Source organism: Acidovorax sp. BL-A-41-H1 (assembly GCF_051942715.1).
Window position 1 is genome coordinate 1,211,225 of the sequence record NZ_JBPVJQ010000006.1, and the last position, 23,342, is coordinate 1,234,566.

The 23,342-nt window shown below is 60.7% G+C and carries 19 protein-coding genes, 1 tRNA gene and 1 other annotated feature; of the genes, 10 read left to right on the plus strand and 10 right to left on the minus strand.

Features of this window, described 5'->3' with window-relative positions:
• Genes ACTPOI_RS18790 through ACTPOI_RS18800 form a run of 3 tightly spaced genes read left to right on the plus strand, consistent with a single transcriptional unit; the run spans window position 1 to window position 3,265 of the window.
• Window positions 1-1,068, plus strand: a complete 1,068-nt coding sequence (locus ACTPOI_RS18790) for a cyclic GMP-AMP synthase DncV-like nucleotidyltransferase (protein WP_440111510.1) — start codon at window positions 1-3, stop codon at window positions 1,066-1,068.
• Entirely contained in the window at window positions 1,068-2,762 is a 1,695-nt protein-coding gene (locus ACTPOI_RS18795; RefSeq protein ID WP_440111512.1) for a ThiF family adenylyltransferase, read from the plus strand. The genes ACTPOI_RS18790 and ACTPOI_RS18795 overlap by 1 nt, the downstream gene beginning before the upstream one ends.
• The gene (locus tag ACTPOI_RS18800) at window positions 2,759-3,265 is read left to right on the plus strand and encodes a hypothetical protein (RefSeq protein ID WP_440111514.1); all 507 of its coding nucleotides are present in this window, start codon (window positions 2,759-2,761) and stop codon (window positions 3,263-3,265) included. Before ACTPOI_RS18795 ends, ACTPOI_RS18800 begins: the two co-directional genes overlap by 4 nt.
• A gap of 266 nt (window positions 3,266-3,531) precedes the next feature.
• Here ACTPOI_RS18800 and ACTPOI_RS18805 read toward each other — a convergent pair whose 3' ends face one another.
• The 3 genes from ACTPOI_RS18805 to ACTPOI_RS18815 all read right to left on the minus strand — a co-directional run bounded on the left by ACTPOI_RS18805 (window position 3,532) and on the right by ACTPOI_RS18815 (window position 6,419).
• On the minus strand, window positions 3,532-4,290 hold the full coding sequence (locus ACTPOI_RS18805) for a DNA/RNA non-specific endonuclease (protein ID WP_440112687.1): 759 nt from the start codon (window positions 4,288-4,290) through the stop codon (window positions 3,532-3,534).
• A 355-nt stretch (window positions 4,291-4,645) separates the two neighbouring features.
• Window positions 4,646-5,944 carry a Y-family DNA polymerase gene (locus ACTPOI_RS18810; RefSeq protein ID WP_440111516.1) on the minus strand — a complete coding sequence of 433 codons (1,299 nt, stop codon included), beginning with the start codon at window positions 5,942-5,944 and terminating at the stop codon, window positions 4,646-4,648.
• Window positions 5,945-5,969: 25 nt separating this feature from the next.
• On the minus strand, window positions 5,970-6,419 hold the full coding sequence (locus ACTPOI_RS18815; RefSeq protein ID WP_440112689.1) for a LexA family protein: 450 nt from the start codon (window positions 6,417-6,419) through the stop codon (window positions 5,970-5,972).
• 119 nt (window positions 6,420-6,538) lie between these two features.
• Here ACTPOI_RS18815 and ACTPOI_RS18820 point away from each other — a divergent pair, with 119 nt between their 5' ends.
• The 6 genes from ACTPOI_RS18820 (at window position 6,539) to ACTPOI_RS18845 (ending at window position 15,219) form a co-directional block, all read left to right on the plus strand.
• Entirely contained in the window at window positions 6,539-7,153 is a 615-nt protein-coding gene (locus tag ACTPOI_RS18820) for an SOS response-associated peptidase (RefSeq protein ID WP_440111518.1), read from the plus strand.
• A 36-nt stretch (window positions 7,154-7,189) separates the two neighbouring features.
• A complete protein-coding gene (locus ACTPOI_RS18825; protein WP_440111520.1) occupies window positions 7,190-7,390 on the plus strand; it encodes a type II toxin-antitoxin system VapB family antitoxin in 201 nt (66 codons plus the stop codon).
• A 1,043-nt stretch (window positions 7,391-8,433) separates the two neighbouring features.
• Entirely contained in the window at window positions 8,434-10,179 is a 1,746-nt protein-coding gene (locus ACTPOI_RS18830; protein ID WP_440111522.1) for a type I restriction-modification system subunit M, read from the plus strand.
• Window positions 10,176-11,483: a restriction endonuclease subunit S gene (locus ACTPOI_RS18835; RefSeq protein ID WP_440111524.1), complete on the plus strand. Its 1,308-nt coding sequence runs from the start codon at window positions 10,176-10,178 to the stop codon at window positions 11,481-11,483. The genes ACTPOI_RS18830 and ACTPOI_RS18835 overlap by 4 nt, the downstream gene beginning before the upstream one ends.
• Window positions 11,484-11,488: 5 nt before the next feature.
• Window positions 11,489-12,073 carry a hypothetical protein gene (locus tag ACTPOI_RS18840; protein ID WP_440111526.1) on the plus strand — a complete coding sequence of 195 codons (585 nt, stop codon included), beginning with the start codon at window positions 11,489-11,491 and terminating at the stop codon, window positions 12,071-12,073.
• On the plus strand, window positions 12,073-15,219 hold the full coding sequence (locus ACTPOI_RS18845; RefSeq protein WP_440111528.1) for a type I restriction endonuclease subunit R: 3,147 nt from the start codon (window positions 12,073-12,075) through the stop codon (window positions 15,217-15,219). The genes ACTPOI_RS18840 and ACTPOI_RS18845 overlap by 1 nt, the downstream gene beginning before the upstream one ends.
• Before the next feature lie 39 nt (window positions 15,220-15,258).
• Here the strand turns inward: ACTPOI_RS18845 and ACTPOI_RS18850 are convergent, their stop codons facing one another.
• Complete coding sequence (locus tag ACTPOI_RS18850) at window positions 15,259-15,774, minus strand: helix-turn-helix domain-containing protein (protein ID WP_440111530.1); 516 nt, start codon at window positions 15,772-15,774, stop codon at window positions 15,259-15,261.
• 433 nt (window positions 15,775-16,207) lie between these two features.
• Between ACTPOI_RS18850 and ACTPOI_RS18855 the strand changes: the two genes are divergently transcribed.
• Window positions 16,208-16,708 (plus strand): hypothetical protein, encoded by a 501-nt coding sequence (locus tag ACTPOI_RS18855; protein WP_440111532.1) that lies wholly within the window; start codon window positions 16,208-16,210, stop codon window positions 16,706-16,708.
• 4 nt (window positions 16,709-16,712) lie between these two features.
• Here ACTPOI_RS18855 and ACTPOI_RS18860 read toward each other — a convergent pair.
• The 6 genes from ACTPOI_RS18860 to ACTPOI_RS18885 all read right to left on the minus strand — a co-directional run bounded on the left by ACTPOI_RS18860 (window position 16,713) and on the right by ACTPOI_RS18885 (window position 23,334).
• Window positions 16,713-17,938 (minus strand): IS3 family transposase gene (locus ACTPOI_RS18860; RefSeq protein ID WP_440108155.1). Its coding sequence is split into 2 segments (ribosomal slippage): window positions 16,713-17,650 and window positions 17,650-17,938, totalling 1,227 coding nucleotides; the frame shifts between segments, so codons are not numbered across the junction.
• Window positions 17,544-17,660, minus strand: a sequence feature (AL1L pseudoknot). (Overlaps the previous gene by 117 nt.)
• A complete protein-coding gene (locus tag ACTPOI_RS18865; protein ID WP_440111534.1) occupies window positions 17,910-18,539 on the minus strand; it encodes a hypothetical protein in 630 nt (209 codons plus the stop codon). The genes ACTPOI_RS18860 and ACTPOI_RS18865 overlap by 29 nt, the downstream gene beginning before the upstream one ends.
• 248 nt (window positions 18,540-18,787) lie before the next feature.
• Window positions 18,788-18,863: transfer RNA gene (locus ACTPOI_RS18870), tRNA-Thr, on the minus strand.
• Between the two features lie 12 nt (window positions 18,864-18,875).
• Window positions 18,876-19,883, minus strand: coding sequence for a class 1 fructose-bisphosphatase (locus tag ACTPOI_RS18875; protein WP_440111536.1), 1,008 nt, complete (start codon window positions 19,881-19,883; stop codon window positions 18,876-18,878).
• A 24-nt stretch (window positions 19,884-19,907) separates the two neighbouring features.
• On the minus strand, window positions 19,908-22,676 hold the full coding sequence (pepN, locus tag ACTPOI_RS18880; RefSeq protein ID WP_440111538.1) for an aminopeptidase N: 2,769 nt from the start codon (window positions 22,674-22,676) through the stop codon (window positions 19,908-19,910).
• Window positions 22,660-23,334 carry an HAD family hydrolase gene (locus ACTPOI_RS18885; protein ID WP_440112691.1) on the minus strand — a complete coding sequence of 225 codons (675 nt, stop codon included), beginning with the start codon at window positions 23,332-23,334 and terminating at the stop codon, window positions 22,660-22,662. Before ACTPOI_RS18885 ends, pepN begins: the two co-directional genes overlap by 17 nt.
• Window positions 23,335-23,342 lie beyond the last annotated feature (8 nt).

Here is a 23,342-nt window from a genome sequence, read left to right on the forward strand (position 1 = left end):
ATGGCTGATATCAACTGCAACGCCGAGATGACCGCCTACCACAGTGACGAGGTCACGCTATCACTGAAGCAGCAGCAGGATATGCGCACGCGACGCGACGCCGGTCGCACGCGGCTTCATAACGGCCTCGACACCGCTGGCAAACCTCAGCCGCGAGAGGTCCGGTCCCAGGGGTCCTACCAGATGCGCACCATGGTGCAGGACCCGGAGAACGACTACGACATCGATGACGGAGCCTACTTTCAGAATGACGACCTGAAGGACGGTGATGGCCTGCATTTGACGCCGCTGGCCGCCCGTCAACGAGTTTGCGATGCCCTTAAGTGGGACGGCCGCTTCAAGCAAGAGGCCGAGGTCAAAAATAACTGTGTCCGCCAAGCCTACGCCGTGGGCTATCACATCGATGTTCCCGTGTACCGCATCATCTTCGTGAAGGACTGGCAGGGCAATGAAACCGAGCGTTACGAACTGGCTAGCGGCGATGAATGGATCACTTCGGACGCGCGGGCTGTGACACGCTGGTTCAACGACAAGGTAAAGAGACTCAACCAAAACGACGGCGAACTGGACGAGGGCCAGTCCGACGGCAGTCAGCTGCGACGCATCACCAAGCTGACCAAGAAGTTCGCGCGGCGCGCTGACTGGAAGGCCAAGACCACCAGCGGCATCACTATTACCAAGCTGGTCGTCGACCATTTCATGGTTAGTGCCAACCGCGACGACACTGCGCTGCGCGAGACTTGGAGAAAGATCCACGCGGCAATAGCCAGGTCCACACAGATCGCTCACCCCGTCGTCGACAAGAACCTAGCGGAGAACGGCGACGAGCAAGTGACGCACTTCCGTACCTGCCTGCAGGTGGCACTCGACTCGCTCGCCGTGCTCGATAAGGACGACTGCACCCGCGCGCAGGCCCGCCAGGCGTGGGATGATGTTTTTGACACGACGTTCTTTTCCGACCAGCCCGATCCAGATGCAGCCAAGAAGGCCGCCGGCGGCGGCTCAGTCATGAACGTGACGAAGGTCGAACCCGCGCGGCGCGATGATGGCGGAGGTCGCTTCGGCTGATGACGTCGCACGAGTTGATCTCGGCCATAGAGGCCGAACTCCAGAGCCTACGTCCCGGACGCTGGCGGCGTATGAGCGCCGAGGAATTGCGCGAGCAGTCTCCACGTATTTTTCAATACGGGTGGCGGGTAGAGATATCTGAGAATGAGATCCGGCCGGTTGGTGTTGATCACTTCCTTTTGGTCGTCGACGCGGCGTTTCCGAATTCGCAACTGCGAATTCTTGCGCCCGGCATGGGTAGTGACTTCCGGTGGCCTCATGTTGAGCCCAAGGGTTTGCTGTGCCTACGCCCCACAACAGTGGCGGCACCTGCCGCCGATCGCGTCCGCCACCACTTTGGCGATGCGCTTGAGCTTTTGAACTACTCCGAGGAGAAATGCGCAATGGAGTTCGCGCGAGAGTTCGGAGCGTATTGGGCTCAGCAGGCAACTCGGCCGCAAGAGAACTTGCGCGTGGTCAGCCTGGTCAAGCCAGGTGGGAAATCCCGCCAAGTGTCATTTCATCTAGACAGCCGGATGTCCAGGCTAGTTGTCGCTGACACCAAGGCGGATGTCCAGGCATGGCTTGTCGGCGCGGGAGCGCCGATCGGTGACCATGACGTCTTACCGTGTCTTCTCGTGCGGCTAAAGAAGCCTTGGGCTCCAGCTGAGTTTCCGAAGACCGTGGGCGACACCGTGAACGGCCTGCCTGAGGATGCCGTGCGCGCTACGCTCCTGCCCAGTCGGAAGTCGGTATTCCTTTTCGAGGCTACAACTGCCACCGGACCAGTATTCGCGGCGGTGCTTGCGAGCGGGGCCAAAAGCGACAAGATCAAGAACGGATTCCGCAGTTGGAACAAGGTGCCCACTGAGCACATCAAGCGAGCCATGGCGCAGCAGCGCGTTGAGCGCGTAGTGGTCAGCCGCGTCGATGCACCATGGGTCCACGGCCGAGGCCACTTCTCCGACCAGACGTCGCTTCAGGTTCGCAAGGTTGGGTTCATCGGCTGCGGCTCAGTCGGCTCGGAAGTCGCAGGATTGCTGGCCAAGGCCGGCGTCGGCGAGCTGAGCTTCGTTGACAGCGACAGTCTGATGTCCGCAAATTTGAGCCGCCACACGCTGGGAATCGCCTACCTCGGTTGGAACAAGGCCATTGCCGTAGCTACCGAGTTGCGGCGGAGGCTGCCGCACTTGAGGATCGGCTCTACATTTACGTCGAAGTTTGAACATCTCAGACCTGCGGACCTCGACAAGCTCGCGGGCATGGACATGATCGTCACGGCTGGGCTCGACATTGAGGGTGAGGCGGCTGTGAACTCTTGGCGGCAAACGCTCGACCGTCCGCCCGCATATCTCAGCATATGGGTGGAAGCGTACGCGCTCGCCGGCCATGCAGTGCTGCTCTTCGGGAAGGACGATCTGATGTCCCGGTTCGAGGGCGAACATCCTGCTTTTCGCCTGACTGACTGGCCTGCGGGCTCAGGCGCCCTCATCGTCGAGGCGGGCTGCGGCAATGTTTTTCAGCCTCACGGCGCGGTCGACCTTCAGACGCCGATAGCCATGGCTGCCAAGCTTGCGCTGGACGCCCTGCTTGGCAGGGTTCCCGCTTCGTGTCGCCGCGTCTGGTTCGGTGACCGGGAGACAGTAGCTATCCTCGGTGGAGTCGTCCGCAAAAGCTTCACCGAAGTCAATGCCGTGAGGCAGTATTCGTGGTGACCCTCTTCCGCCAAATGCGTGTTGCGGTGATGCCAGTGGTGGGGCGTCTCGCGAATGTCAATCAGCGTGTTTGCCTGGGTGTGGATGTCCTGTCGCATGTACGAGCGCATCGACAGCTCTCATCCAGAGCAACGGAGGCAGGTGGCCAACTGTTCGGAACGATCACGCCAGAACTCATCGAGGTGACCAAGGCCACTGGCCCATACTCCGGCGACGAGCGCTCGCGCTATCGATATCGGTCTAATCCTGTCGCGGCACAGCTTGCCATCCAAGAGCAGTCGCGAACGAGCCTCCTGTACCTTGGCGAGTGGCACACCCACGCCGAGGACTACCCTGACGCGTCGGGCTTGGACGATGAAGCGATGCAACTGCTGTTGGCGCGGTCCCAGCTGAACAGCAATGCACTGCTGATGCTCATCGTTGGCCGCGTGGACACTATCTCTGGACTCGCGCTGTTCACAGTGACACCGGAGCGCGTATACCGATGGAATATAGCGTTGTAAGCTCTGTCATTGTCGGGAGTTGATGTGCGGGACCCTTAGCGCTTTTCACCTCGATACAACTGGCTCAGTATGAGGTCGCGAGCCGTCGACGGCAGTCGGTCACCAACGTAGACGCGAATGACAGCTCCCAGCTTCGAGACACTTCGAGGCCCAATCACCATGGGTGTTTGCTTGCCGATTTGCAATTCAAAACATGGCATGCTGCACTTCTTGGCGTTCCCTCCCTTCACCAGATGTGCTGGATAGGTCGGGTGACGGAATGCCTGTCAGGGCTGCGCTGAGACCCCCATGAGAAACCGCACTCCTGTCTTCTTCACCAGCTCCTGGTAGCTGATCGGCCGACCCACCATCTCCCCTTCGCGATTCTCCTGCCAGTGCGCCCACGCCTTGTTGGTTGTGGCGTCGTATACGAGCTTGTACAGATAGGCCGGCACCTTCACCCCATTGGCCCCAATGCGCGGTCCTGCATCCGTGAACACCGGCCCGGTGATCACAAACACATCTCCTTTGGCCCGCTTCACGTAGTGCCGCGTGTCCTGCTCAATCTTGTTCCAGGCGCCACCGTTGTGCTGGGCATTCTGCGGAACCATGTTGGCCAAGCTGAAGCTCTGGGCCATGGCCGTCGGCGTCGGCATGTCTCCCGCTGGCGCCATATGCCCTCGGGAGTAGCCTGAGTTCTTGTAGTCCTCCAGCTCGGCCCGCTCGCCGCTTGGCAGGCGAGCATCGGCGAAGAATCGCTTCGCCCGCTTTTCGTCAGCATCCTCGATGAGCCTGCGGTTCAGGCGCTGGGCCACAAACACCGGTGTCTTGGTCGTCCCGGAGTGCAGCACCGCAAACGCTTCATAGCAAAGCTCCCGCAGCTGCGGCCGGGGCGTTATGGCGGGTGGTACGCCATTCGCAAAGAACTGCGGGCAGTGTGCGAAGGAAGTGGGCTCGGGCGTGAGCAGGGCTGCACTGTCGAACTGTGGAGACCGTGCCCAGGAAAGCTGGGGGAGAGCTGCACCAGCGAGAGCTAGGGCAAGCATCGCTGCCAGACGCACACGGCACGCAGAAGAGAACAAGCGATTCACAGGATGGGTCGAGCGAGTGAAGTAAAGACGTGCTCGATTGGAGCACTTTTAGTTTCTCAATTGCGGCTGGATTGCTCAAACTTCGCAGGGCTTTAGAGCGACCGGCGGCTATCCAGGCTATCCAGGCTATCCAGGCTATCCAGGCTATCCAGGCTATCCAGGCTATCCAGGCTATCCAGGCTATCCAGGCTATCCAGGCTAGACAAGCTAGACAAGCTAGACAAGCTAGACAAGCTAGACAAGCTATACAAGCTATACAGGCTAGGCAAGCTAGACGAGTTCATTCTCACATGCAGGTTCGCTGCTCGGGTCAGGCTCGCGCGATCGGAACATCCTCCCACCGCGTCGTGTACTGAGGCGTGCGCCTTTCCTGCCGCATCCCCCAGTCCTTGCTCGCGTTGGTGCCGCCCGTGGCGCCCGAGTGCACGGTGCCTTTGCCGTAGCGCTGATTGAGGGCGTCGAGCGCCACCATCAGCTTGCTGCGGTCCCGCTGGTCTTCCTGCTCCAGATCCAGTTCGCCTTGCATGACGCTGTCCGGTATCAAGTCCAGCAGCATCACCCCGGCCTTGGCCATCTTGTAGCCAGGCTCATAGATACGCTGCATGCCAGCGGTGGCTGCCCACACCAGCTTGCCAGTGTCCGCGGTGGGCCGGCGCAGCGGAACCACGACGCTGCGGTTGAAACGGGGCCCGGGCCGAAACGGCGATGTGTGGCAGAACACCAGCAGCTGGCTGGCCAAACTACCCTCCTTGCGTAGCTTCTCGGCTGCACGACTGGCGAACTCGCTCACGGCCTCGACCAGCGGCGGCAGCTCTGTGACCGCCTGACCGAACGACCGGGTACAGGCTATCTCCTTCTTGGGCGCCGGTGCGTCATCCAGGTCGATGCACTGCATGCCCTGCAGCTCCCGCACAGTGCGTTCCAGCACCACACTCCATCGCTTGCGTACGGTCGCCGGGTCCATGCGGACCAGGTCCAGAACGGTGTGCACGCCACCCTCGTGCAGCTGGGCTGCGATCTTGCGGCCCACGCCCCAGACTTCTTCGACCAGTATGGCTGCCAGCACATCTTCGAGGTCCTGAGCCGGCAGGGCGGTCAAGTTGCACACTTGGGCCAGCTCGGTCGGGTAGCTGCCTGGTTTGCGCTCGGCCGTCTTTGCGATGTGGTTTGCCAGCTTCGCCAAAGTCTTAGTGTGGCCGATGCCCACACCGCATGGGATGCCTACCCACCTGTCAATGCGGTCGCGGATCGCACGGCTGCGCTCGGTCAGGTCGCCGCGCACGCCTTGCAGCCCGATGAACGACTCGTCGATGCTGTAGATCTCCTGGGTAGGTCCCAGGCCCGCCGCCAAGCTCATCATCCGGTCGCTCATGTCGCCGTACAGCGTGAAGTTCGCGCTCAGGGCTACCAGGCCGTCGGTCTCTTCCATGTGCCTGATCTGGAACCACGGGGCGCCCATCTTGATGCCCAGGGCCTTGGCTTCGTTGCTGCGTGCGATAGCGCACCCATCGTTGTTGCTGAGCACGACAACAGGCCGACCGTTCAGGCTGGGCCGGAAGACGCGCTCGCAGCTCACGTAAAAATTATTTCCGTCCACGAGCGCGTACATGCCGGAGCCCTCGGAGATCTGTCGGTCAGGACGTGATGAATAGCTTCACACAGCCTCGCACGACACCCCAAACCTCAATGGTCTGGCTGTCGCGCGGAACGATGTCGGGATACGTCGGGTTGGCGGCCTTCAGCTTGATCCGGCCGGCGCGCTGGTACAGAAACTTCACCGTGCACTCCCCATCGACGAGCGCTACAACGATGCAGCCGTGCTTGGGTCGCACGGCGCGGTCCACGGCAATGATGCTACCGTCATCGATGCCAGCTTCGCGCATGGAGTCACCTCGGACACGCCAGAAGTAGGTGGCCTGCGGATGCTTGACCAGCAGCTGCATCACGTCCAGCCGCTCGACGACGAAGTCATCTGCAGGGGAGGGAAAGCCTGCACGTACGCTTACCCCACCGACGGGCAGGGCGAGGACCTCTACTGCTTGGTCGTACGGAACGGGCAGGGGAGAGTCGAAAATACTGTGCATATACACAGTATATCTGTCGGCTGCCAGAATGTTGCCATGTGTACCTACTACGAGGTCCCGGGCCGGGAGCGTCTGGTCCTTCATTTCGGGAGCTCCCGCAGGGTGAGTGGCGAGACAAGATGAGCCCGCTCTACCGTGGGCCCTTTCTTCGCGCCAAGGGGCAGTCTCGCGAGCTGGTCGTCGGGCAGTGGGGCATGATTCCTCCAAACTCGCAAACGCATATGCCTTCCGCCAAAGACGGGAAACGCTTGAGCACCGTGAACGCGAGGCGCGAGGGCATGTCCAAGTCGTGGACCTATGGAGGCCCATGGCGCCGAGGCCAGCGCTGCATCATCCCAGCGGAGCTGTACGTGGAGCCCTATTGGGGTACGGGCAAGCATATCCCTTGGCGGTTCTCGCGAGCCGATGGAGAGCCTTGGGGCCTTGCTGGGCTGTGGAGCGAGTGGACCGACCCGGACACGGGCGAGGTGATACCCAGCTACACCATGATCACGCAGAACTGTGATGAAACGCCGGTACTTAACCTGATGCACCGGCCCGATCCTAAGCGCGCCCCCGACATGCAGGACAAGCGTACCGTGGTGCCGCTGGAAAAGGATGACTGGGATGCTTGGCTGCACGGTAGCATCGACCAAGCTGATCCGCTAATCCGCCCGCCGTCGATTGAAAGGTTTACCCATGGTCCTTTGGATGCGACACTGGTTGTGGCATTGCCAGTTACTCAAACGCTGTAAGCGCGTCGGCATTTACTTTCAGGTAAGAGGCCATCTATGCAGGTGATGATGACCATCGATGACGAGCTGTACGCAAGGGCCATGGACCTCGCGGATGCTGGTTTGGATCCGAGCGAGCTCGTCAGTGAAGCCCTGAAAACCTTTGTTCGAGTTCAGAATGCGAAAAGACTGGCAGCCCTTGGCGGAGCTGCGCCGCACATGCAAGCCGTACCGCGCCGCAGTGAGGAGGCCGATTAACTCCGATGGCCCGCTCTGCACTGGCCCTATAAGGACGCTCCTGGCAATGCCAGGAAAAACGGCATGAGGGGCCACAACCGTGTGCAGGTCGGCGTAGGGGGTGCAAGGTGTTGGTTGTTCAATGTCGAAGGTCTGCTCTGGCGCTTCCGCCGATACACGTTCTGTTGTCGCTGCGACCGTCCAAAGCCTCGACCTGAAGCATCGCGGTGAAGATGGCGTTTCTTTCTGCAAGATTCGGCCTGGTCTCTGATTGCCCTGGTGACAGGCATAGTGCAACGGTGACATTGCACCCTTCCAAAATGCGGTTTGACGGTGACACGCATAGTGCAACGGTGACATTGCACCCTTCCAAGATGCGGTTTGACGGTGACACGCATAGTGCAACGGTGACATTGCACCCTTCCAAGATGCGGTTTGACGGTGACAGGCATAGTGCAACGGTGACATTGCACCCTTCCAAGATGCGGTTTGACGGTGACAGGCATAGTGCAACGGTGACATTGCACCCTTCCAAGATGCGGTTTAACGGTGACAGGCATAGTGCAACGGTGACATTGCACCCTTCCAAGATGCGGTTTAACGGTGACAGGCATAGTGCAACGGTGACATTGCACCCTTCCAAGATGCGGTTTAACGGTGACAGGCGTTGCCCATCGGCACACAGCTTGAGTACGGCACTGGGCCTATCGAGCACCTGACCTCTCCAAGTCATTCCACCACTGAAGTGCCGAGGGGGCCCCGCTGAAAAAGGACAGGACCATGGCTCCTGGTAGCGAGATGCGCAGTCCAGGGCGCCGGCCCATCCCATGCTTGGACCGCTGTTCGAAACCCGTTGATCTGGCAGCCACCGCGGCGTACTTTTGTCCTTCATCAATACCTCAAAAATCGCGGTCTGCAACGTGTGACCGACTGCATTCATTAGAGATTGCTGAGGTTGGATCGCAGGGCGGAATCTGCGAGGGAAACGCGGGTGTGCGGGGGTTGTTCGACCTGATGGCACTGGCATACTGCCCCTGGTAAAAAATTGTCAGTGCCGCTCTCGAATGAACCAACAAACCCTCTCTGCCTTCATCTGGTCCGTCGCCGATCTCTTGCGGGGCGATTACAAACAGTCCGACTACGGCAAGGTCATCCTGCCGTTCACCGTGCTACGCCGCCTTGACTGCGTGCTGGAAGCGACGAAGCCCGCCGTGCTGGCCGAGCTGGCAGCCAAGCAGGCCCAGGACCTCAACCCCGAGCCCTTCTTGCTGCGCAAGGCCGGCCAGAGCTTCTACAACACCTCCACGCTGGATCTCAAAAAGCTGCTCGGCGACCCCGACTACATCGCGCAGAACCTTTTCAGCTACGTGCAGGCGTTCTCGCCCGCAGTGCGTGACGTGTTCGAGCGCTTCGAGTTCCACATCCAGGTCGAACGCCTCGCGAAGGCTGGGCTGCTGTACCAGGTCACTGAAAAATTCGCCCAGATCGACCTGCATCCCGAGGTCGTCAGCAACATGCAGATGGGCTTGGTGTTCGAGGAACTGATCCGCAAGTTCGCGGAAATCAGCAACGAAACAGCCGGGGAGCACTTCACGCCGCGCGAGGTCATTAGGCTCATGGTGAACCTGATCTTCATCGAGGATGACGACATCCTGAGCAAGCCGGGCGTGGTTCGCACCATCTATGATCCGACCGCGGGCACAGGAGGCATGCTCAGCGTTGCCGGCGAGTACCTGGCTGAGCACAACCCCAAGGCGCGCCTGACGGTCTTTGGCCAGGAGCTCAACCCTGAGTCGTACGCCATCTGCAAGGCCGACATGCTCATCAAGGGCCAGGACGTGGCCAACATCGCATTCGGAAACACCCTGAGCGACGACGGCCATAGCCACAAGAAGTTCGACTACATGCTGTCCAACCCGCCCTTCGGCGTGGAATGGAAAAAGGTCGAAAAAGAAGTTCGTAAGGAGCACGAACAGCAGGGCTACAACGGCCGATTCGGCCCGGGCCTGCCCCGCGTCTCGGATGGGTCGATGCTGTTCCTGCTGCATCTGCTCAGCAAAATGCGGCCTGCCTCAGAGGGCGGCAGCCGATTCGGCATCGTGCTCAACGGCTCGCCGCTGTTCACCGGAGGCGCGGGCTCGGGCGAATCGGAAATACGCCGCTACGTGCTGGAGAACGACCTGTGCGAGGCCATCGTGGGTCTGCCTACAGACATGTTCTACAACACGGGCATCAGTACCTACATCTGGGTGATCAGCAACCGCAAGCCGGCTGCGCGCAAGGGCAAGGTGCAGCTGATCGACGCCAGCGGGATGTGGCAGAAGATGCGCAAGAGCTTGGGGTCAAAGCGTAAGGAGCTGAGCGACGCGCACATCGACCGAATCACCCGGCTGTTCGGCGACTTCGTCGAGGCACATGAAGACGACGGCACCCCCATCAGCCGTATCTTCGACAACGAGGCGTTCGGCTACCACACCATCACCGTCGAGCGCCCGCTGCGCGACGACGAGGGCAACGTGGTGCTTGGGGTCAAGGGCAAGCAAAAGGGCAAGCCGCAGCCCGATAGCGCACTGCGCGACACCGAGAACGTCCCGTACACCGAAGACGTGGGCGAGTATTTCAAGCGCGAGGTGCTGCCCCATGCGCCCGACGCCTGGATTGATGCCGAGAAGACCAAGGTGGGCTACGAGATTCCGTTCAACCGGCACTTCTACGTGTTCAAACCACCGCGCGCGCTGGCGGAGATTGACGCCGAGCTCAAGCAGACCACAGACCGCATCCTGGACATGATCAAGGGGCTGTCGGCATGAGCTTTCCGAGATACCCGGAGTACAAGGACAGCGGGGTGGAGTGGCTGGGGGAGGTGCCGGCGCATTGGGGTGTCTCCCAAAGCAGGCGAATGTTTGCAGTCAGAAGCGAGCCGGCTCTGGAGTCGGACGAGATGCTCACCGCATCTCAAAAACATGGTGTCTTGTACCAGTCCGACTTTGTTGAACGAGAAGGGCGTCGTGTTGTTGAAGTGATTTTGGGCATTGCCAACCTAAAACATGTCGAGCCAGATGACTTCATCATCAGCATGAGGAGCTTTCAGGGTGGCATCGAATGGTGCAAATTGCGAGGATCGACCAGCTTCCACTACGTGATGCTGAAACCGGTGAAGGAGGTTCACCCCCCCTTCTTCGCCCACCTCCTCAAATCTAGCCTTTACATTCAAGCGCTTCGTACAACCACGGACCTGATTCGTGACGGGCAAGAGCTGCGGTATTCCAACTTTGCACAGGTAGATCTGCCCGTAGTTCCTCTTGAGGAACAGGCAGCGATTGCAAAATTCCTCGACCGTGAAACCGCCAAGATCGACGCGCTGGTGTCCGAGCAGGAAAAGCTGATTGCCCTGCTGCAGGAAAAGCGCCAAGCCGTCATATCCCACGCCGTGACCAAGGGGCTGGACTCGAGCGTGCCGATGAAGGACTCAGGCGTGGAGTGGCTGGAGGCGGTGCCGGGGCATTGGGAAGTCGAGCGCCTCAAGAACCTAGCCGACGAGCCGTTGAAGTACGGAGCCAATGAGGCTGCAGAGCTGGACGATCCATCGCTTCCTAGGTTTGTCCGAATCACGGACGTGACCGAAAGCGGTGCCTTACGAGACGAAACATTCAGATCACTTCCCCGTGAAATTGCAGAACCATTTTTATTGAGGGAGGGGGATGTATTGTTAGCTCGCAGCGGTGCCACTGTCGGTAAGAGCTTCATGTATGAGCGTCACTGGGGTGAGGCATGCTTTGCTGGTTACTTGATTCGCGTGCGGCTTAGCCAGAGACGGTGCCTTCCGCAATGGTTTAACTATTTCTGTCGAACTGATTCTTATTGGGTGTATGTGGTTGGAAGTCAGATTCAATCGACTATTCAAAATGTAAGTGCAGAAAAATACGCAAACTTGGTGCTGCCAGTTCCAACTCTTGAAGAGCAGCGAATCATTATTGCGTTCCTAAACCGCGAAACCGCCAAGCTCGACACCCTGACGGCCGAAGCCCGCACCGCCGTCACCCTGCTCCAAGAACGCCGCACCGCGTTGATCTCTGCCGCCGTCACCGGCCAGATCAAGGTAACCGTGGACTAGTCACCATGAGCACTGCACGCCTGCTGACTGTCGTCGAGGTCTCGGAGGAAAAGAAGGTGCTTTGCCAGGCGGAGGGTTGCGGTCGCGGGGTATTCAAGCGCATCCATGTTGTCGAAGACCAAGGCCGACTGACCACACTGGGCGAGAGCTGCTTTCACCGCCTTTACGGGCATCTGGATGTGGATGCCGCAACGCCGCAGTATGGCTCCTGGGGCGGAAGGCGCCTGACCGATGCAGAGCGCCAGATGCTTCTAGAAAACACACGACAGTTCATCGAGCAGCTCGAAGCGGAGCGTCTGCATCAGCTGGAGTTTGAACCTCGTCCTGTCCCTGCAAAGGGCTCAACCGCCGGACCTCAGCGGAGCTTGAAGAAGCGCGGCGATGAGCCTGCCAAACCTCGGATGGGCTTCTGTCAGTGGCTGGAGCAGCTCACGCCCAACCAGCGGCAGGCATTCATGATCGTTCGCCTTGAGGCGCGCGAAGCATTCCGCTCCAAGTACGGCGTCGATCCGGATCTCCCCGGCTACGTGGGCATGGTCAACCAGTCGGCACGAGCCGAATACGAAAACAATTTGAAGGTAGCGTCGTGATGAGCTCACTGCATAACGAGATCCAGTTCGAGCTCGACATCTGCAACCATCTCGCGGACCAGGGTTGGCTATATGCCCCACCAGGTGTCGAGGGCGATGCCAAGGGCTACGACACCCCCCGCGCCCTATACCCCGCCGACCTGCTGGCCTGGGTGCAGGCCACGCAGCCTCAAGCCTGGGAGGCACTGAGCAAAAACCACGGCGCCGCTGCCGAAGCCATGCTGCTGGACCGCCTGCGCAAGGCGCTGGACGAGCGCGGCGCGCTGGAGGTGCTGCGCGTGGGCATCGACATGCTGGGCCTTAAAAGCCCGCTCAAGCTCGCCCAGTTCAAGCCCGCGCTCGCCATGAACCCGGAGCTGCAGGCCCGCTACTCAGCGAACCGCCTGCGTGTGGTGCGCCAGTGCCGTACCAACCACGACGACATCATTGATCTGGTGCTTTTTCTGAACGGCATCCCGGTCGCCACGGCGGAGCTCAAGACCGACTTTACGCAGGACGTGAATGCCGCGGTGGACCAGTACCGCTTTGACCGCATCCCGAAACCCAAGGGCCGGCCGTTTGCCGAGCCCTTGTTGGACTTCCCCCGGGGCGCGCTGGTGCACTTCGCGGTGAGCAACCGCACGGTGATGATGACCACGCGTCTGCAAGGCCCTGCCACGCGGTTCCTGCCCTTCAACCAAGGCGATCACGGCGGTGCCGGCAACCCAGCAAACCCCAACGGGCACCGCACCGCGTACCTGTGGGAGCAGGTATGGCAGCGCGACAGCTGGCTGGAGATCATCGGGCGCTACCTCGTCACCCAGCGCGACAGCAAGAAGAAGGTCACAGGCTTCATCTTCCCGCGCTACCACCAGCTCGACGCGACCCGGAAGCTGCAGGCGGCCGTGCTGTCCGAAGGGGCAGGGCAGAAGTACCTAATCCAGCACAGTGCCGGCAGCGGCAAGACGAACTCCATCGCCTGGACTTCCCATTTCTTGGCGGACCTGCACGACGAGCAGAACAACAAGCTGTTCGACAGCGTACTGGTGGTGAGCGACCGCAACGTGTTGGACGCGCAGTTGCAGGAGGCCATCTTCGACTTCGAGCGTACCAAGGGCGTGGTGGCCACCATCAAGGGCGACGCCGGCAGCAAGAGCGGCGAGCTGGCCGAAGCGCTCGGTGGCGGCAAGAAGATCGTGGTCTGCACGATCCAGACCTTTCCGTTCGCGCTCAAGGCCGTGCAGGAGCTGGCTGCTACGCAGGGCAAGCGTTTTGCCGTCATCGCGGACGAGGCGCATAGCAGCCAAACAGGCGAGGCCGCCAGCAAGCTAAAGCAGCTGCTGAGCGCTGAAGAGATCAAGGACCTGGCCGATGGCGGCGAGGTGAGCACCGAGGACCTGCTGGCTGCCCAGATGGCGGCCCGGGCCAACGACAAAGGCATCACCTACGTGGCGTTCACCGCGACACCCAAGGCCAAGACGCTGGAGCTGTTTGGCCGTCGGCCCCAGCCTGACCTGCCCGCAGGGCCAGGCAACCTGCCGGCGCCATTCCATACCTACAGCATGCGGCAGGCCATTGAGGAGGGGTTCATCCTCGACGTGCTCAGGAACTACACGCCGTACAAGTTGGCCTTCAAGCTCGCCAACGAAGGCAAGGAGTGGGACGAGAAGTCCGTCGAGCGCAGCGAGGCCATGAAGGGCCTCATGCGGTGGGTGCGCCTGCACCCGTACAACATCAGCCAGAAGGTGGCGGTGGTGGTCGAGCACTTTCGGGAAAACGTGCAGCCCCTGCTGGATGGCCATGCCAAAGCCATGGTGGTGGTAGGCAGCCGGCAAGAGGCCGTGCGCTGGCAGCTCGCCATCGAGAAGTACATCCAGGACAACAATTACAAGCTCGGTGCGCTGGTGGCTTTCTCTGGCGAGGTGAACGACCCGCAAAGCCTGCCCGACCCGGTGACAGAAAACAGCACCCAGCTGAACCCGAACCTCAAAGGCCGTGACATGCGCGAAGCATTCGCCACCGATGAGTACCAAATCCTGCTGGTGGCCAACAAGTTCCAGACCGGGTTCGATCAGCCCTTGCTGTGCGGCATGTACGTGGACAAGCGCCTGGGCGGCATCCAGGCGGTGCAGACACTCAGCCGTTTGAACCGGGCCTATAGCGGCCCGTACGGCCTCAAGGACACGACGTACATCCTGGACTTCATCAACGAGCCGGACGACGTTCTGGCCGCCTTCAAGACCTACTACGAGACCGCCGAGCTGGCCGGAGTGACCGACCCCAACCTGGTTTACGACCTGCGCGCCAAGCTCGATGCCTCGGGCCATTACGACGAGTTTGAGGTCGAGCGGGTAGTACAGGTCGAGATGAACCCCAAGGCCACGCAGGCCATGCTGGCGGCCGCCATCGAGCCTGTCGCTGACAGACTGCTCAAGCGCTACAAGGCGGCCCAGCAAGACCTTGCGTACGCCCAGCAATCAACGCAGGACGGTCCCGCGACGCAAGAGGCAAAGGATGACCTGGCGGCCCTGCTGCTGTTCAAGCGTGATCTGGGCACCTTCGTGCGCGTGTACGCATTTCTGGCGCAGGTCTTCGACTACGGAAACACCGCGATCGAAAAGCGCGCCATGTTCTTCAAGCGTCTGTTGCCCTTGCTGGACTTTGGGCGCGAGCGTGAGGGCGTGGACCTGTCGAAGGTGGTGCTGACCCACCACCGGCTGAAAGAGCAGGGCCAGCGCACCCTGGCGCTCGGTGATGAGGACGGTGCCGGCGAGCACAAGCTCCAGCCCTTGACCGACACCGGCGCTGGTGCCGTTCAGGAAAAGCAGAAGGTTTTGCTCTCCGAGATCCTGGCCAAGGTGAACGATCTGTTCGACGGTGAGCTCAGCGATGATGACCGGTTGGTGTACGTGAACCACGTCAAGACGAAGCTCTTGGAATCGGACATCCTGGTCCAGCAGGCCAGCAACAACAGCAAGGGCCAGTTCGACAACTCGCCCGACCTTGACAGCGCCTTGACCGACGCGATTATCGATGCCTTCGGGGCCTACACCTCGATGAGCAAACAGGCCCTAGACAGTGAAAGAGTACGTGCCGGGCTCAAGGACGTCCTATTAGGCCCTGGTCAACTGTACGAAGCGCTCAGGGCGCGTGACTCGGGTCGTTGATTCTTGAGTCGCCGAAGCTAGAGGTGAGGAGTTTTGCTATCAAGGCTGATCTAGTTTTCGATTTGGAACAGTCGCGGACGGAAACTCTGGCGATGGGGCTGCGTTTGGCAATACTTGAGGCGAATGTGGTGCTCGATCGGGCCGAGAAGCGATAGCTCCTAAAAGGGCACCTAATCCCAAACCGAGTGGACCGCCGAGCGCCCCGAGTAGAACTGCTGTATTCGGATTGATCAAGGGAGCCTCCCCTTGCGCAACAGTACCCTCACCAGAGCCTGGTTCCGAAACATTTGACGCTTGGGCCTCGTACAGCAACATCGGCAAAGTCGTGTTCAAAGAACGTGCTATTGAAAGTAAAGTGGACAGCTTCGGATCGCCACCTTTGCCTGGGCGCTCCAAGAGTGCAATCGCTGCTCGGGAGACACCGGATGCAGCTGCCAGATCCACTTGACTCATCCGGCGCGTGGCACGTTTTGATGCGATGACGCGTCCAATTTGATGTGTAAGCTGATCAAGCTCTTCATCTTTTTGGGCGGCTTTGTTGTTGTCTATTGCCATATGCAGTCCCGTCAGTTTAATCCAGTGTAAGCTACATCTATTGTCTAATGTAATAGACAATTTAGCTCATGAAAAAGTCAGTTTGACTTTTGTGAAATCTTTAATGTAAGATTTGTGCATTCCTTTTTCATGCATGTGAGGACGTGATGGACAAATCTGTAGCAGCGGGAGCAGCGGGTACTACCTTGACGGGTGCAGTTCTTACAACGGCGACGGCGAGCTTGACCGGGCCTGCGGCGAACCTCGGTGGATACATCGTTGCCCAGCAGGTAGCTGGAGCGATAGGTGCGGCGACGGGCACGAGTTTAGGCGGGGCAGCCCTTAGCGTGGGAATCGCCACCATCGGCGGCCCGATAGTTGCCGGTACGCTTGCGTGTGCGGCTGTCGGTACTCTGGCGTACGGTGCAGGCAAACTGTTATCGAACTTTTTTGAGTGATTCCTGACCGCAATTTCTATGATTTAGGAGCAAATATGTCGTTGTTCAATTACTTGGGTGACAAGCTGTCCGAAGCAGTGGATTTCGTCGCGGACAATCCGATCAAGTCTGCCGTTGCAGCAGGGGTGGCTATTGGTGGACCCGCTGCCTGGGCTGTCGCTCCGGCAATAGGAGCCATGGCAAGCGCAGCTGGTTTGGGAGTCGCTGCAGGATCTTTGTCGGGGGCAGCTGCTTCATCTGCAGGGCTTGCTGCGCTTGGTGGAGGAAGTCTCGCAGCAGGGGGACTAGGGATGGCGGGAGGTACCGCAGTAGTTACTGCGGCAGGAGCGGCAGGCGCTGGTGCTTTGGGTGGCGGAGCGGTAAAACTCATTTCGACTCCCTCCACTCGTTCCAAGCAAGTGGCCGGCAAGGCTGTTGCTGCAAAACCTATCAAGGTCGTTGCAACAAAAACAACCAAGGTGAACCGCCCCGGGTTTCGCGGAGGCTGTTTGGTTTAAGTGCTCATGCCACTGCAGCTGATTGCTCGACGAGTTGGCGGTAGTAGTTTGCCTCAGCTTCAGCAGGCGGGATGTAGCCCAGCGGCCCCATCAGACGATGGTTGTTGAACCACGAGACCCACGTCAGCGTGGCGAGCTCGACTGCCTCGCGGGTCTTCCAAGTCCGTCGGTGGATCACCTCGGCCTTGTACAGGCCGTTGATCGTCTCGGCCAGGGCGTTGTCGTAGCTGTCGCCTTTGCTGCCCACAGACGGCTCGACCCCTGCCTCTGCCAAGCGTTCCGAGTACCGAATCGAAACGTACTGCGAGCCGCGATCCGAGTGGTGAATGAGGCTGCTGTCGCGCTCGGGTTGCCGCTCGTACAGCGCTTGCTCCAGAGCATCGAGAACGAAGTCCGTGGTCATCGATGTGCTCACGCGCCAGCCCACGATGCGCCTGGCGAAGACGTCAACGACGAATGCCACATAGAGCCAGCCCTGCCAGGTAGAGACATAGGTGAAGTCCGAGACCCACAGCTGGTTCGGCCGCTGTGCATGGAACTGCCGATTCACCTTGTCCAGCGGGCACAGTGCCTTACGGTCACTGATGGTCGTGCGAATCACCTTACCGCGTCTGACACCCTGCAGCCCCATTCGCTTCATCAGGCGCTCGACCGTGCACCGAGCAACGACCTCGCCCTCGCGGTTCAGCTGCATCCACACCTTGTCGGCGCCGTAGACCTGCAAGTTGGCGTTCCACACCCGCTCGATGGTCGGCATCAACACCGCATCGCGCCGGGCCCTGTGGCTGAGCAGGCCGGTGTCGCGCAACCGGGCTGCATGCCTGCGATAGGCCGACGGGGCGATCTGCAGCAGCCTGCACATCGGCTCGACCCCGTGGACTTCGCGGTGTTCGTCCACGAACCGGTACATCACTTCAACCGGCGGTCGAGCTCCGCCTGGGCGAAAAACGCGCTGGCCAGCTTCAATATCTCGTTGGCCCGGCGCAATTCTTTGACCTCGCGTTCCAGCTCCTTGACCCGTTGGGCTTCGGCCGTGGTGACACCTTCTCGCGTACCTGCATCAACTTCGGCGCGTTTGACCCATTCGTTCAGTGTCTGTGGCACGCAGCCAATCTTGGCGGCGATGGACTCGATGGCGGCCCACAGTGAAGGGTACTCCCCGCGCTGCTCCTGCACCATCCTCACTGCGCGCTCACGCACCTCAGGCGAGAACTTGTTCGTCTTCTTCATGGCTCAATCCTCTCAGAGTGTTGAGCCTCCTCGAAACCCGGGGCGGTTCATTACAGCGATTTAGGCGCTTGTAAATTTCCTCTTCGCATTTGGATTTCCATCTAAACGGTTGATAGATCGGGAAGATGCGCTTGCCTGTACGAGAGAGAAGGTTGTAGACAGAAGTTCTTGTAGTTTTCCGTTGAATGTGCCGCTCAAGCTCGGCGTGAGCAAACTCCACAAAGGGTTGAGTAGCTTCTTCATACGAAAGTTTTGAACGTAGAAAAGGCGACCGCCACTCTGCACTCATCCGTAAGTAGCGCTCGCATATCGCTTCTACAAACGCGTCCTCTTCATCCGCCGGGATGAGCTGGTTTCGTCGCCCGCCCCGGCCGACCTTTGTCTCCGGCTCCTTGAGCTCATGGATGAACGCACGGCGCTCTTTGGCTACCCAGGTCACTGACCGACCAAGCACGCTCGCTGTTTCTTTGAGAGGCAATCCGTGGAGCGCTGGTAGCGTCACCGCTAACGCGCGGCGAAGTTCGATCGCAGATTGCGTGGTCTCGGTTGTGAGTAGGGCGCGCTCGACGGCATCTGGGGGAGTGTTGGACTTTCTGCTCATGAAAGGTCAAACGTTGAGGTTGGGTGGTCGTGATCGAGCTCGACAAGCGGATCCACGAGCGTGCACATATGTCGGGCAGCTCAAGTTGTTTCTGGCTTCTTCACGCGGGTTGCTCGTCGTTCAGCGCCTGCATTGGGACACCACCTTCGGTTCCCAAAACCCTGCTTCACAGTCTGTAAACAGTCTGTAAGTACCAAGAAATGAAAAACCCCGCTATCAATAAGATAGCGGGGTTTCTTTTGCTGACTTGGTGCCGGAGAGATGAATCGAACACCCGACCTTCTCATTACGAATGAGCTGCTCTACCGACTGAGCTACACCGGCTTAAGCCTTCGATTATAGCGTGGAATGGTAGCTGGTCACGCGGTCGACTTCGTTTTTCGACCCGAGGATCACGCTGACGCGTTCGTGAAGCTGGCTGGGCTGGATGTCGAGGATGCGCTGCTTGCCGTTGGTGGCAGCGCCGCCGGCCTGCTCTACCAGCCAGCCCATGGGGTTGGCTTCGTACATCAGGCGCAGCTTGCCTGGCTTGTGGGGCTCGCGCTTGTCCCAGGGGTACATGAAGACACCCCCGCGGGTCAGGATGCGGTGCACGTCGGCCACCATGCTGGCAATCCAGCGCATGTTGAAGTCCTTGCCGCGCGGGCCGTCGCGGCCTTGCAGGCATTCGTCGATGTAGCGCTTCACGGGCTCGTCCCAGTGGCGCATGTTGCTCATGTTGATCGCGAATTCCTTGGTGTCTTCAGGGATCCGGATGTTCTCTTCGGTCAGTACGAACGAGCCCTGTTCGCGGTCCAGGGTGAACATGGCGACGCCGTCGCCCACGGTGAGCACCAGGGTGGTCTGCGGGCCGTAAATGCAGTACCCGGCCGCCACCTGTTGTGTGCCAGGCTGCAGAAAGTCGGCTTCTTCCACGCCGCGGTCGTCATCAGGCTTCTTGAGCACGCTGAAGATGGTGCCGATGCTCACGTTCACGTCGATGTTCGACGAGCCATCGAGCGGGTCAAACAGCAGCAGGTATTCGCCCTGGGGGTAGCGGTTGGGGACCAGGTAGATACCGTCCATTTCCTCAGACGCCATCGCGGCCAGGTGGCCGCCCCATTCGTTGGCTTCGATCAGCACCTCGTTGGCGATGATGTCGAGCTTTTTCTGGATCTCGCCCTGCACGTTTTCGCTGCCGGCAGCGCCCAGCACGCCGCCCAGCGCGCCCTTGTTCACGGCGTGGCTGATGCTTTTGCAGGCGCGGGCCACCACTTCCAGCAGCAGGCGCAGTTGCGAAGGGATAAGCCCGTCCATCCGTTGCTGTTCAACGAGGTAACGGGTCAGGCTGATGTTTTTTGCCATGTTGGTGGGTTCCTTATTGTTGGTTTAGCCGGCCAGCGCGCGGCTGACGACCTCGCGCACGTCGTTGGACAGATCCGGTCTTGCGGCGACGCGGGCGATGGCTTCGCGGGCTGCGCTGCGCCAGGGCTCGGCCAGCTTCTTCCAGCGGTCGAGAGCGCGCGCCAGGCGGGCGGCGACCTGCGGGTTGATGGCATCGAGTTCGATGACGCGATCACTCCAGAAGGTGTAGCCCGCTGCGTCTTCGCGGTGGAAGGCACCAGGGTTGCCGTTGCAGTAGCTGAAGATCACGCTGCGGGCGCGGTTGGGGTTCTTGAGGCTGAAGTCGGCGTGCTGCATGAGCTTGCGGACCGCCGGCAAGATGTTGCCGCCGCGGTCGGGCGCGCCGGCCTGCAGGGCAAACCATTTGTCGATGACCAGCGGGTCGTCTTTGAACAATGCATGAAACCGCGCCAGCGCAGGGGCCGCCAGCTCGCTGCCGCTGGCCACCAGAGCCGTGAGTGCGTTGAAACGGTCGGTCATGTTGCCCGCATCCTTGAAGCGCTGGAATGCCTTGCCGGGCCACACCGCATCACCGTTGGCTTGGGCGGCAATGCACAGCATGTGCAGTGCCAGGCCGCTCAGCGCGCGGCGGCCGCATGAGACGGGATCGGGGCTGTACCCGCCGGTGTCATGGTGCTGCTCCCACGCCCATGCCCAGTCGGCTTGCAGCGCCAGGGCGAGTTGCGCACGCATGGCTTCGCGCACCAGGTGGATGCGCTGTGGGTCCACCACGTCGAGCTGTTCGGCGATGTAGGTCTCTGACGGCAGCGTGAGGACCAGTTCCTTGAACGCGGCATCCAGCCCCGGATTGCGCAATACCGTCCGCAGGGCCTCGACAAAGGCGTCAGGCAGGATTTTGAGGTCAAAATGGCCGGTAGCGCTTGTATCATTTGCCTCAGAAGCTATTGAATTGATAGCAAATCGAAGTGCCAGGCGCTGGCCCGCTTCCCACCGGTTGAAGGCGTCGGTGTCGTGGGCGAGCAGGGTGAGCAGTTGTGCGTCGGTGTAGTCGATGTCCAGCACCACCGGCGCGCTGAAGCCGCGCAAGAGCGATGGCACGGGCTCGGCGTCGATGCCGGTGAATGTCAGCGTCTGCGATGCCTCAGTCAGCACCACCACGCGCGACGTGGCGGCCGATGCTGCGTCTGCACTGCCTTCGCCTGCGAGATGCAGGGGCAGGGCGGCGCCGGTGGACGCATTCACCAATCCCAGTTCAATCGGGATCACGAACGGCAGCTTTTCGCTTTGACCCGGCGTGGCTGCGCAGCTTTGCGACAGCGTGAGCGCATAGCAGCGCGTGGCGGCGTCGTAATGCCCCACGGCCTGCACCCGCGGGGTGCCTGCCTGGCTGTACCAGCGCTTGAATTGCGCCAGGTGTTGCGTGAGTGCGCTGGCCGGGTTGGCGTCTGCCATGGCCTGCACGAAGTCATCGCAGGTCACGGCCTGGCCGTCGTGGCGTTCGAAGTACAGCTTCATGCCCTTGGCGAAGCCGTCGCGACCTACCAGGTTGTGCTGCATGCGCACCACCTCGGCACCCTTTTCGTAGATGGTGACGGTGTAGAAGTTATTGATTTCGACGTAGCTGTCGGGCCGTACCGGATGGGCCATAGGGCCCGCGTCTTCAGGGAACTGGGCGGTACGCAGCACGCGCACGTCTTCAATGCGCTTGACAGCGCGGGCCGACGGGCTGGCGGCCAGGTCCATGCTGAATTCCTGGTCGCGGAAGACAGTGAGGCCTTCCTTCAGGCTCAGCTGGAACCAGTCGCGGCAGGTGACGCGGTTGCCCGTCCAGTTGTGGAAGTACTCGTGGCCAACTACGCTTTCGATGTCGGCAAAGTCGGTGTCGGTGGCGGTGGATTCGCTGGCCAGAACGTACTTCGTGTTGAAGATGTTCAGGCCCTTGTTCTCCATGGCGCCCATGTTGAAGTCGCTGGTGGCGACGATCATGAAGCGCTCCAGGTCCAGCGGCAAGCCGAAGCGGGCTTCATCCCAGGCCACGCTGTGCATCAGCGAATTCATCGCGTGCTCGGTCTTGCCCAGGTCGCCAGGGCGCACATACACCTGCAGCAGGTGGTCGGTGCCCGATCGGCTTTTGATCTTCTGCTCGCGTGCCACCAGCTTGCCCGCCACCAGGGCAAACAGGTAGCAGGGCTTCTTGTGCGGGTCCACCCACTTGGCAAAATGTCTTGCGCCGTTAGGGCCGTCTTCCAGATCGCCACTGTCCACCAGGTTGCCGTTGCTCAGCAGTACGGGGTACTGCGCCTTGTCGGCCCGCAGCGTCACGGTGTAGCTGGCCATCACGTCGGGGCGGTCCAGAAAGTACGTGATGCGACGGAAGCCTTCGGCCTCGCACTGCGTGAAGAACGTGCCCTGGCTCACGTACAGGCCCATCAGGTGCGTGTTCTTGGCGGGGCAGCAGGTGGTGAAGATTTCCAGCGCGAAGGGTTCCTCGCCCTCGGGCAGGTTCTCCAGCACCAGGCGCGAGCCGTCCATCTTGAACGACGTGCCCTGGCCGTTGACGAGCACGCGCGCCAGGTTCAGGTCTTCACCGTCCAGGCGCAGCGGCTGCGCTGCCACCGCCGGATTGCGCCGCAGCGTCATGCGGTTGAGCACGCGTGTCTTGGCCGGGTCCAGGTCGAAGGTGAGGTCGACGCTGTCGATCCAGTAGGCGGGGGCGGCGTAATCCTCGCGCCGGACGGCAATGGCCGGGCCTGCGCCGTCGCCGCTTCCGTCTGCGTTATGCAGTTGCAACATGGATGCTCTCCAGAAAGTCGGTGTTCATGAGTTCGGTGTAGTCGCGCACGGCGGCCAGCACATGCGGCCCGGCCAGTTGTTCGGGCGTGTGGGTGCTGCAGATGGCCACGGCGCGCATGCCGGCGCGGCGCGCGGCCTCGATGCCAAAGGGTGCATCTTCAAACACGATGCAGCGCTCGGGCGCAACGCCGATGCGGCGCGCTGCCTCCAGAAAAATCGCAGGCTGCGGCTTGCCGGGCAGGCCTTCGTCGCCACGCACGATAGCCAGCGGCGCAGGCGCCATGCCCAGGTGGCCCATCGCGAATTCCACATTGCCCATGTCGCCGGCCGTGCCCACCGCCACCTTCAGCCCGCGGGCGTGCACCTGGCCCGCAAACTGGCGAAAGCCCGCCACCTCGGCAAAGCGCGGCGCAAACAGCTCGCGGTAGATGGTTTCCTTCTCGTGCGTGAGGGCGTCTGCCTCGTCCTGCGACACGGGGCGGCCCAGCAGCTCCACGATGCACTCGGTGCCGTTCTTGCCCGTGGTGCGGGCCATCAGGTCGGGCACGTCAATCTGCATGCCGCGGCGGCGTGTGAACTCGACCCATGCCTGGGCGTGCCAGGGCATGGAGTCGATCATGGTGCCGTCCATGTCGAAGATGATGGCGTCGGTGTACATGCGCAGCG

Bases quoted from the DNA above. Each gene is read 5' to 3' on its own strand.
- ACTPOI_RS18790 (WP_440111510.1), top strand. From the start codon at position 1: ATGGCTGATATCAACTGCAACGCCGAGATGACCGCCTACCACAGTGAC.
- ACTPOI_RS18795 (WP_440111512.1), top strand. From the start codon at position 1,068: ATGACGTCGCACGAGTTGATCTCGGCCATAGAGGCCGAACTCCAGAGC.
- ACTPOI_RS18805 (WP_440112687.1), bottom strand. From the start codon at position 4,290: ATGCTTGCCCTAGCTCTCGCTGGTGCAGCTCTCCCCCAGCTTTCCTGG.
- ACTPOI_RS18810 (WP_440111516.1), bottom strand. From the start codon at position 5,944: ATGTACGCGCTCGTGGACGGAAATAATTTTTACGTGAGCTGCGAGCGC.
- ACTPOI_RS18815 (WP_440112689.1), bottom strand. From the start codon at position 6,419: ATGCACAGTATTTTCGACTCTCCCCTGCCCGTTCCGTACGACCAAGCA.
- ACTPOI_RS18820 (WP_440111518.1), top strand. From the start codon at position 6,539: ATGAGCCCGCTCTACCGTGGGCCCTTTCTTCGCGCCAAGGGGCAGTCT.
- ACTPOI_RS18825 (WP_440111520.1), top strand. From the start codon at position 7,190: ATGCAGGTGATGATGACCATCGATGACGAGCTGTACGCAAGGGCCATG.
- ACTPOI_RS18830 (WP_440111522.1), top strand. From the start codon at position 8,434: ATGAACCAACAAACCCTCTCTGCCTTCATCTGGTCCGTCGCCGATCTC.
- ACTPOI_RS18835 (WP_440111524.1), top strand. From the start codon at position 10,176: ATGAGCTTTCCGAGATACCCGGAGTACAAGGACAGCGGGGTGGAGTGG.
- ACTPOI_RS18840 (WP_440111526.1), top strand. From the start codon at position 11,489: ATGAGCACTGCACGCCTGCTGACTGTCGTCGAGGTCTCGGAGGAAAAG.
- ACTPOI_RS18845 (WP_440111528.1), top strand. From the start codon at position 12,073: ATGAGCTCACTGCATAACGAGATCCAGTTCGAGCTCGACATCTGCAAC.
- ACTPOI_RS18850 (WP_440111530.1), bottom strand. From the start codon at position 15,774: ATGGCAATAGACAACAACAAAGCCGCCCAAAAAGATGAAGAGCTTGAT.
- ACTPOI_RS18865 (WP_440111534.1), bottom strand. From the start codon at position 18,539: ATGAGCAGAAAGTCCAACACTCCCCCAGATGCCGTCGAGCGCGCCCTA.
- ACTPOI_RS18875 (WP_440111536.1), bottom strand. From the start codon at position 19,883: ATGGCAAAAAACATCAGCCTGACCCGTTACCTCGTTGAACAGCAACGG.
- pepN (WP_440111538.1), bottom strand. From the start codon at position 22,676: ATGTTGCAACTGCATAACGCAGACGGAAGCGGCGACGGCGCAGGCCCG.
- ACTPOI_RS18885 (WP_440112691.1), bottom strand. From the start codon at position 23,334: ATGTACACCGACGCCATCATCTTCGACATGGACGGCACCATGATCGAC.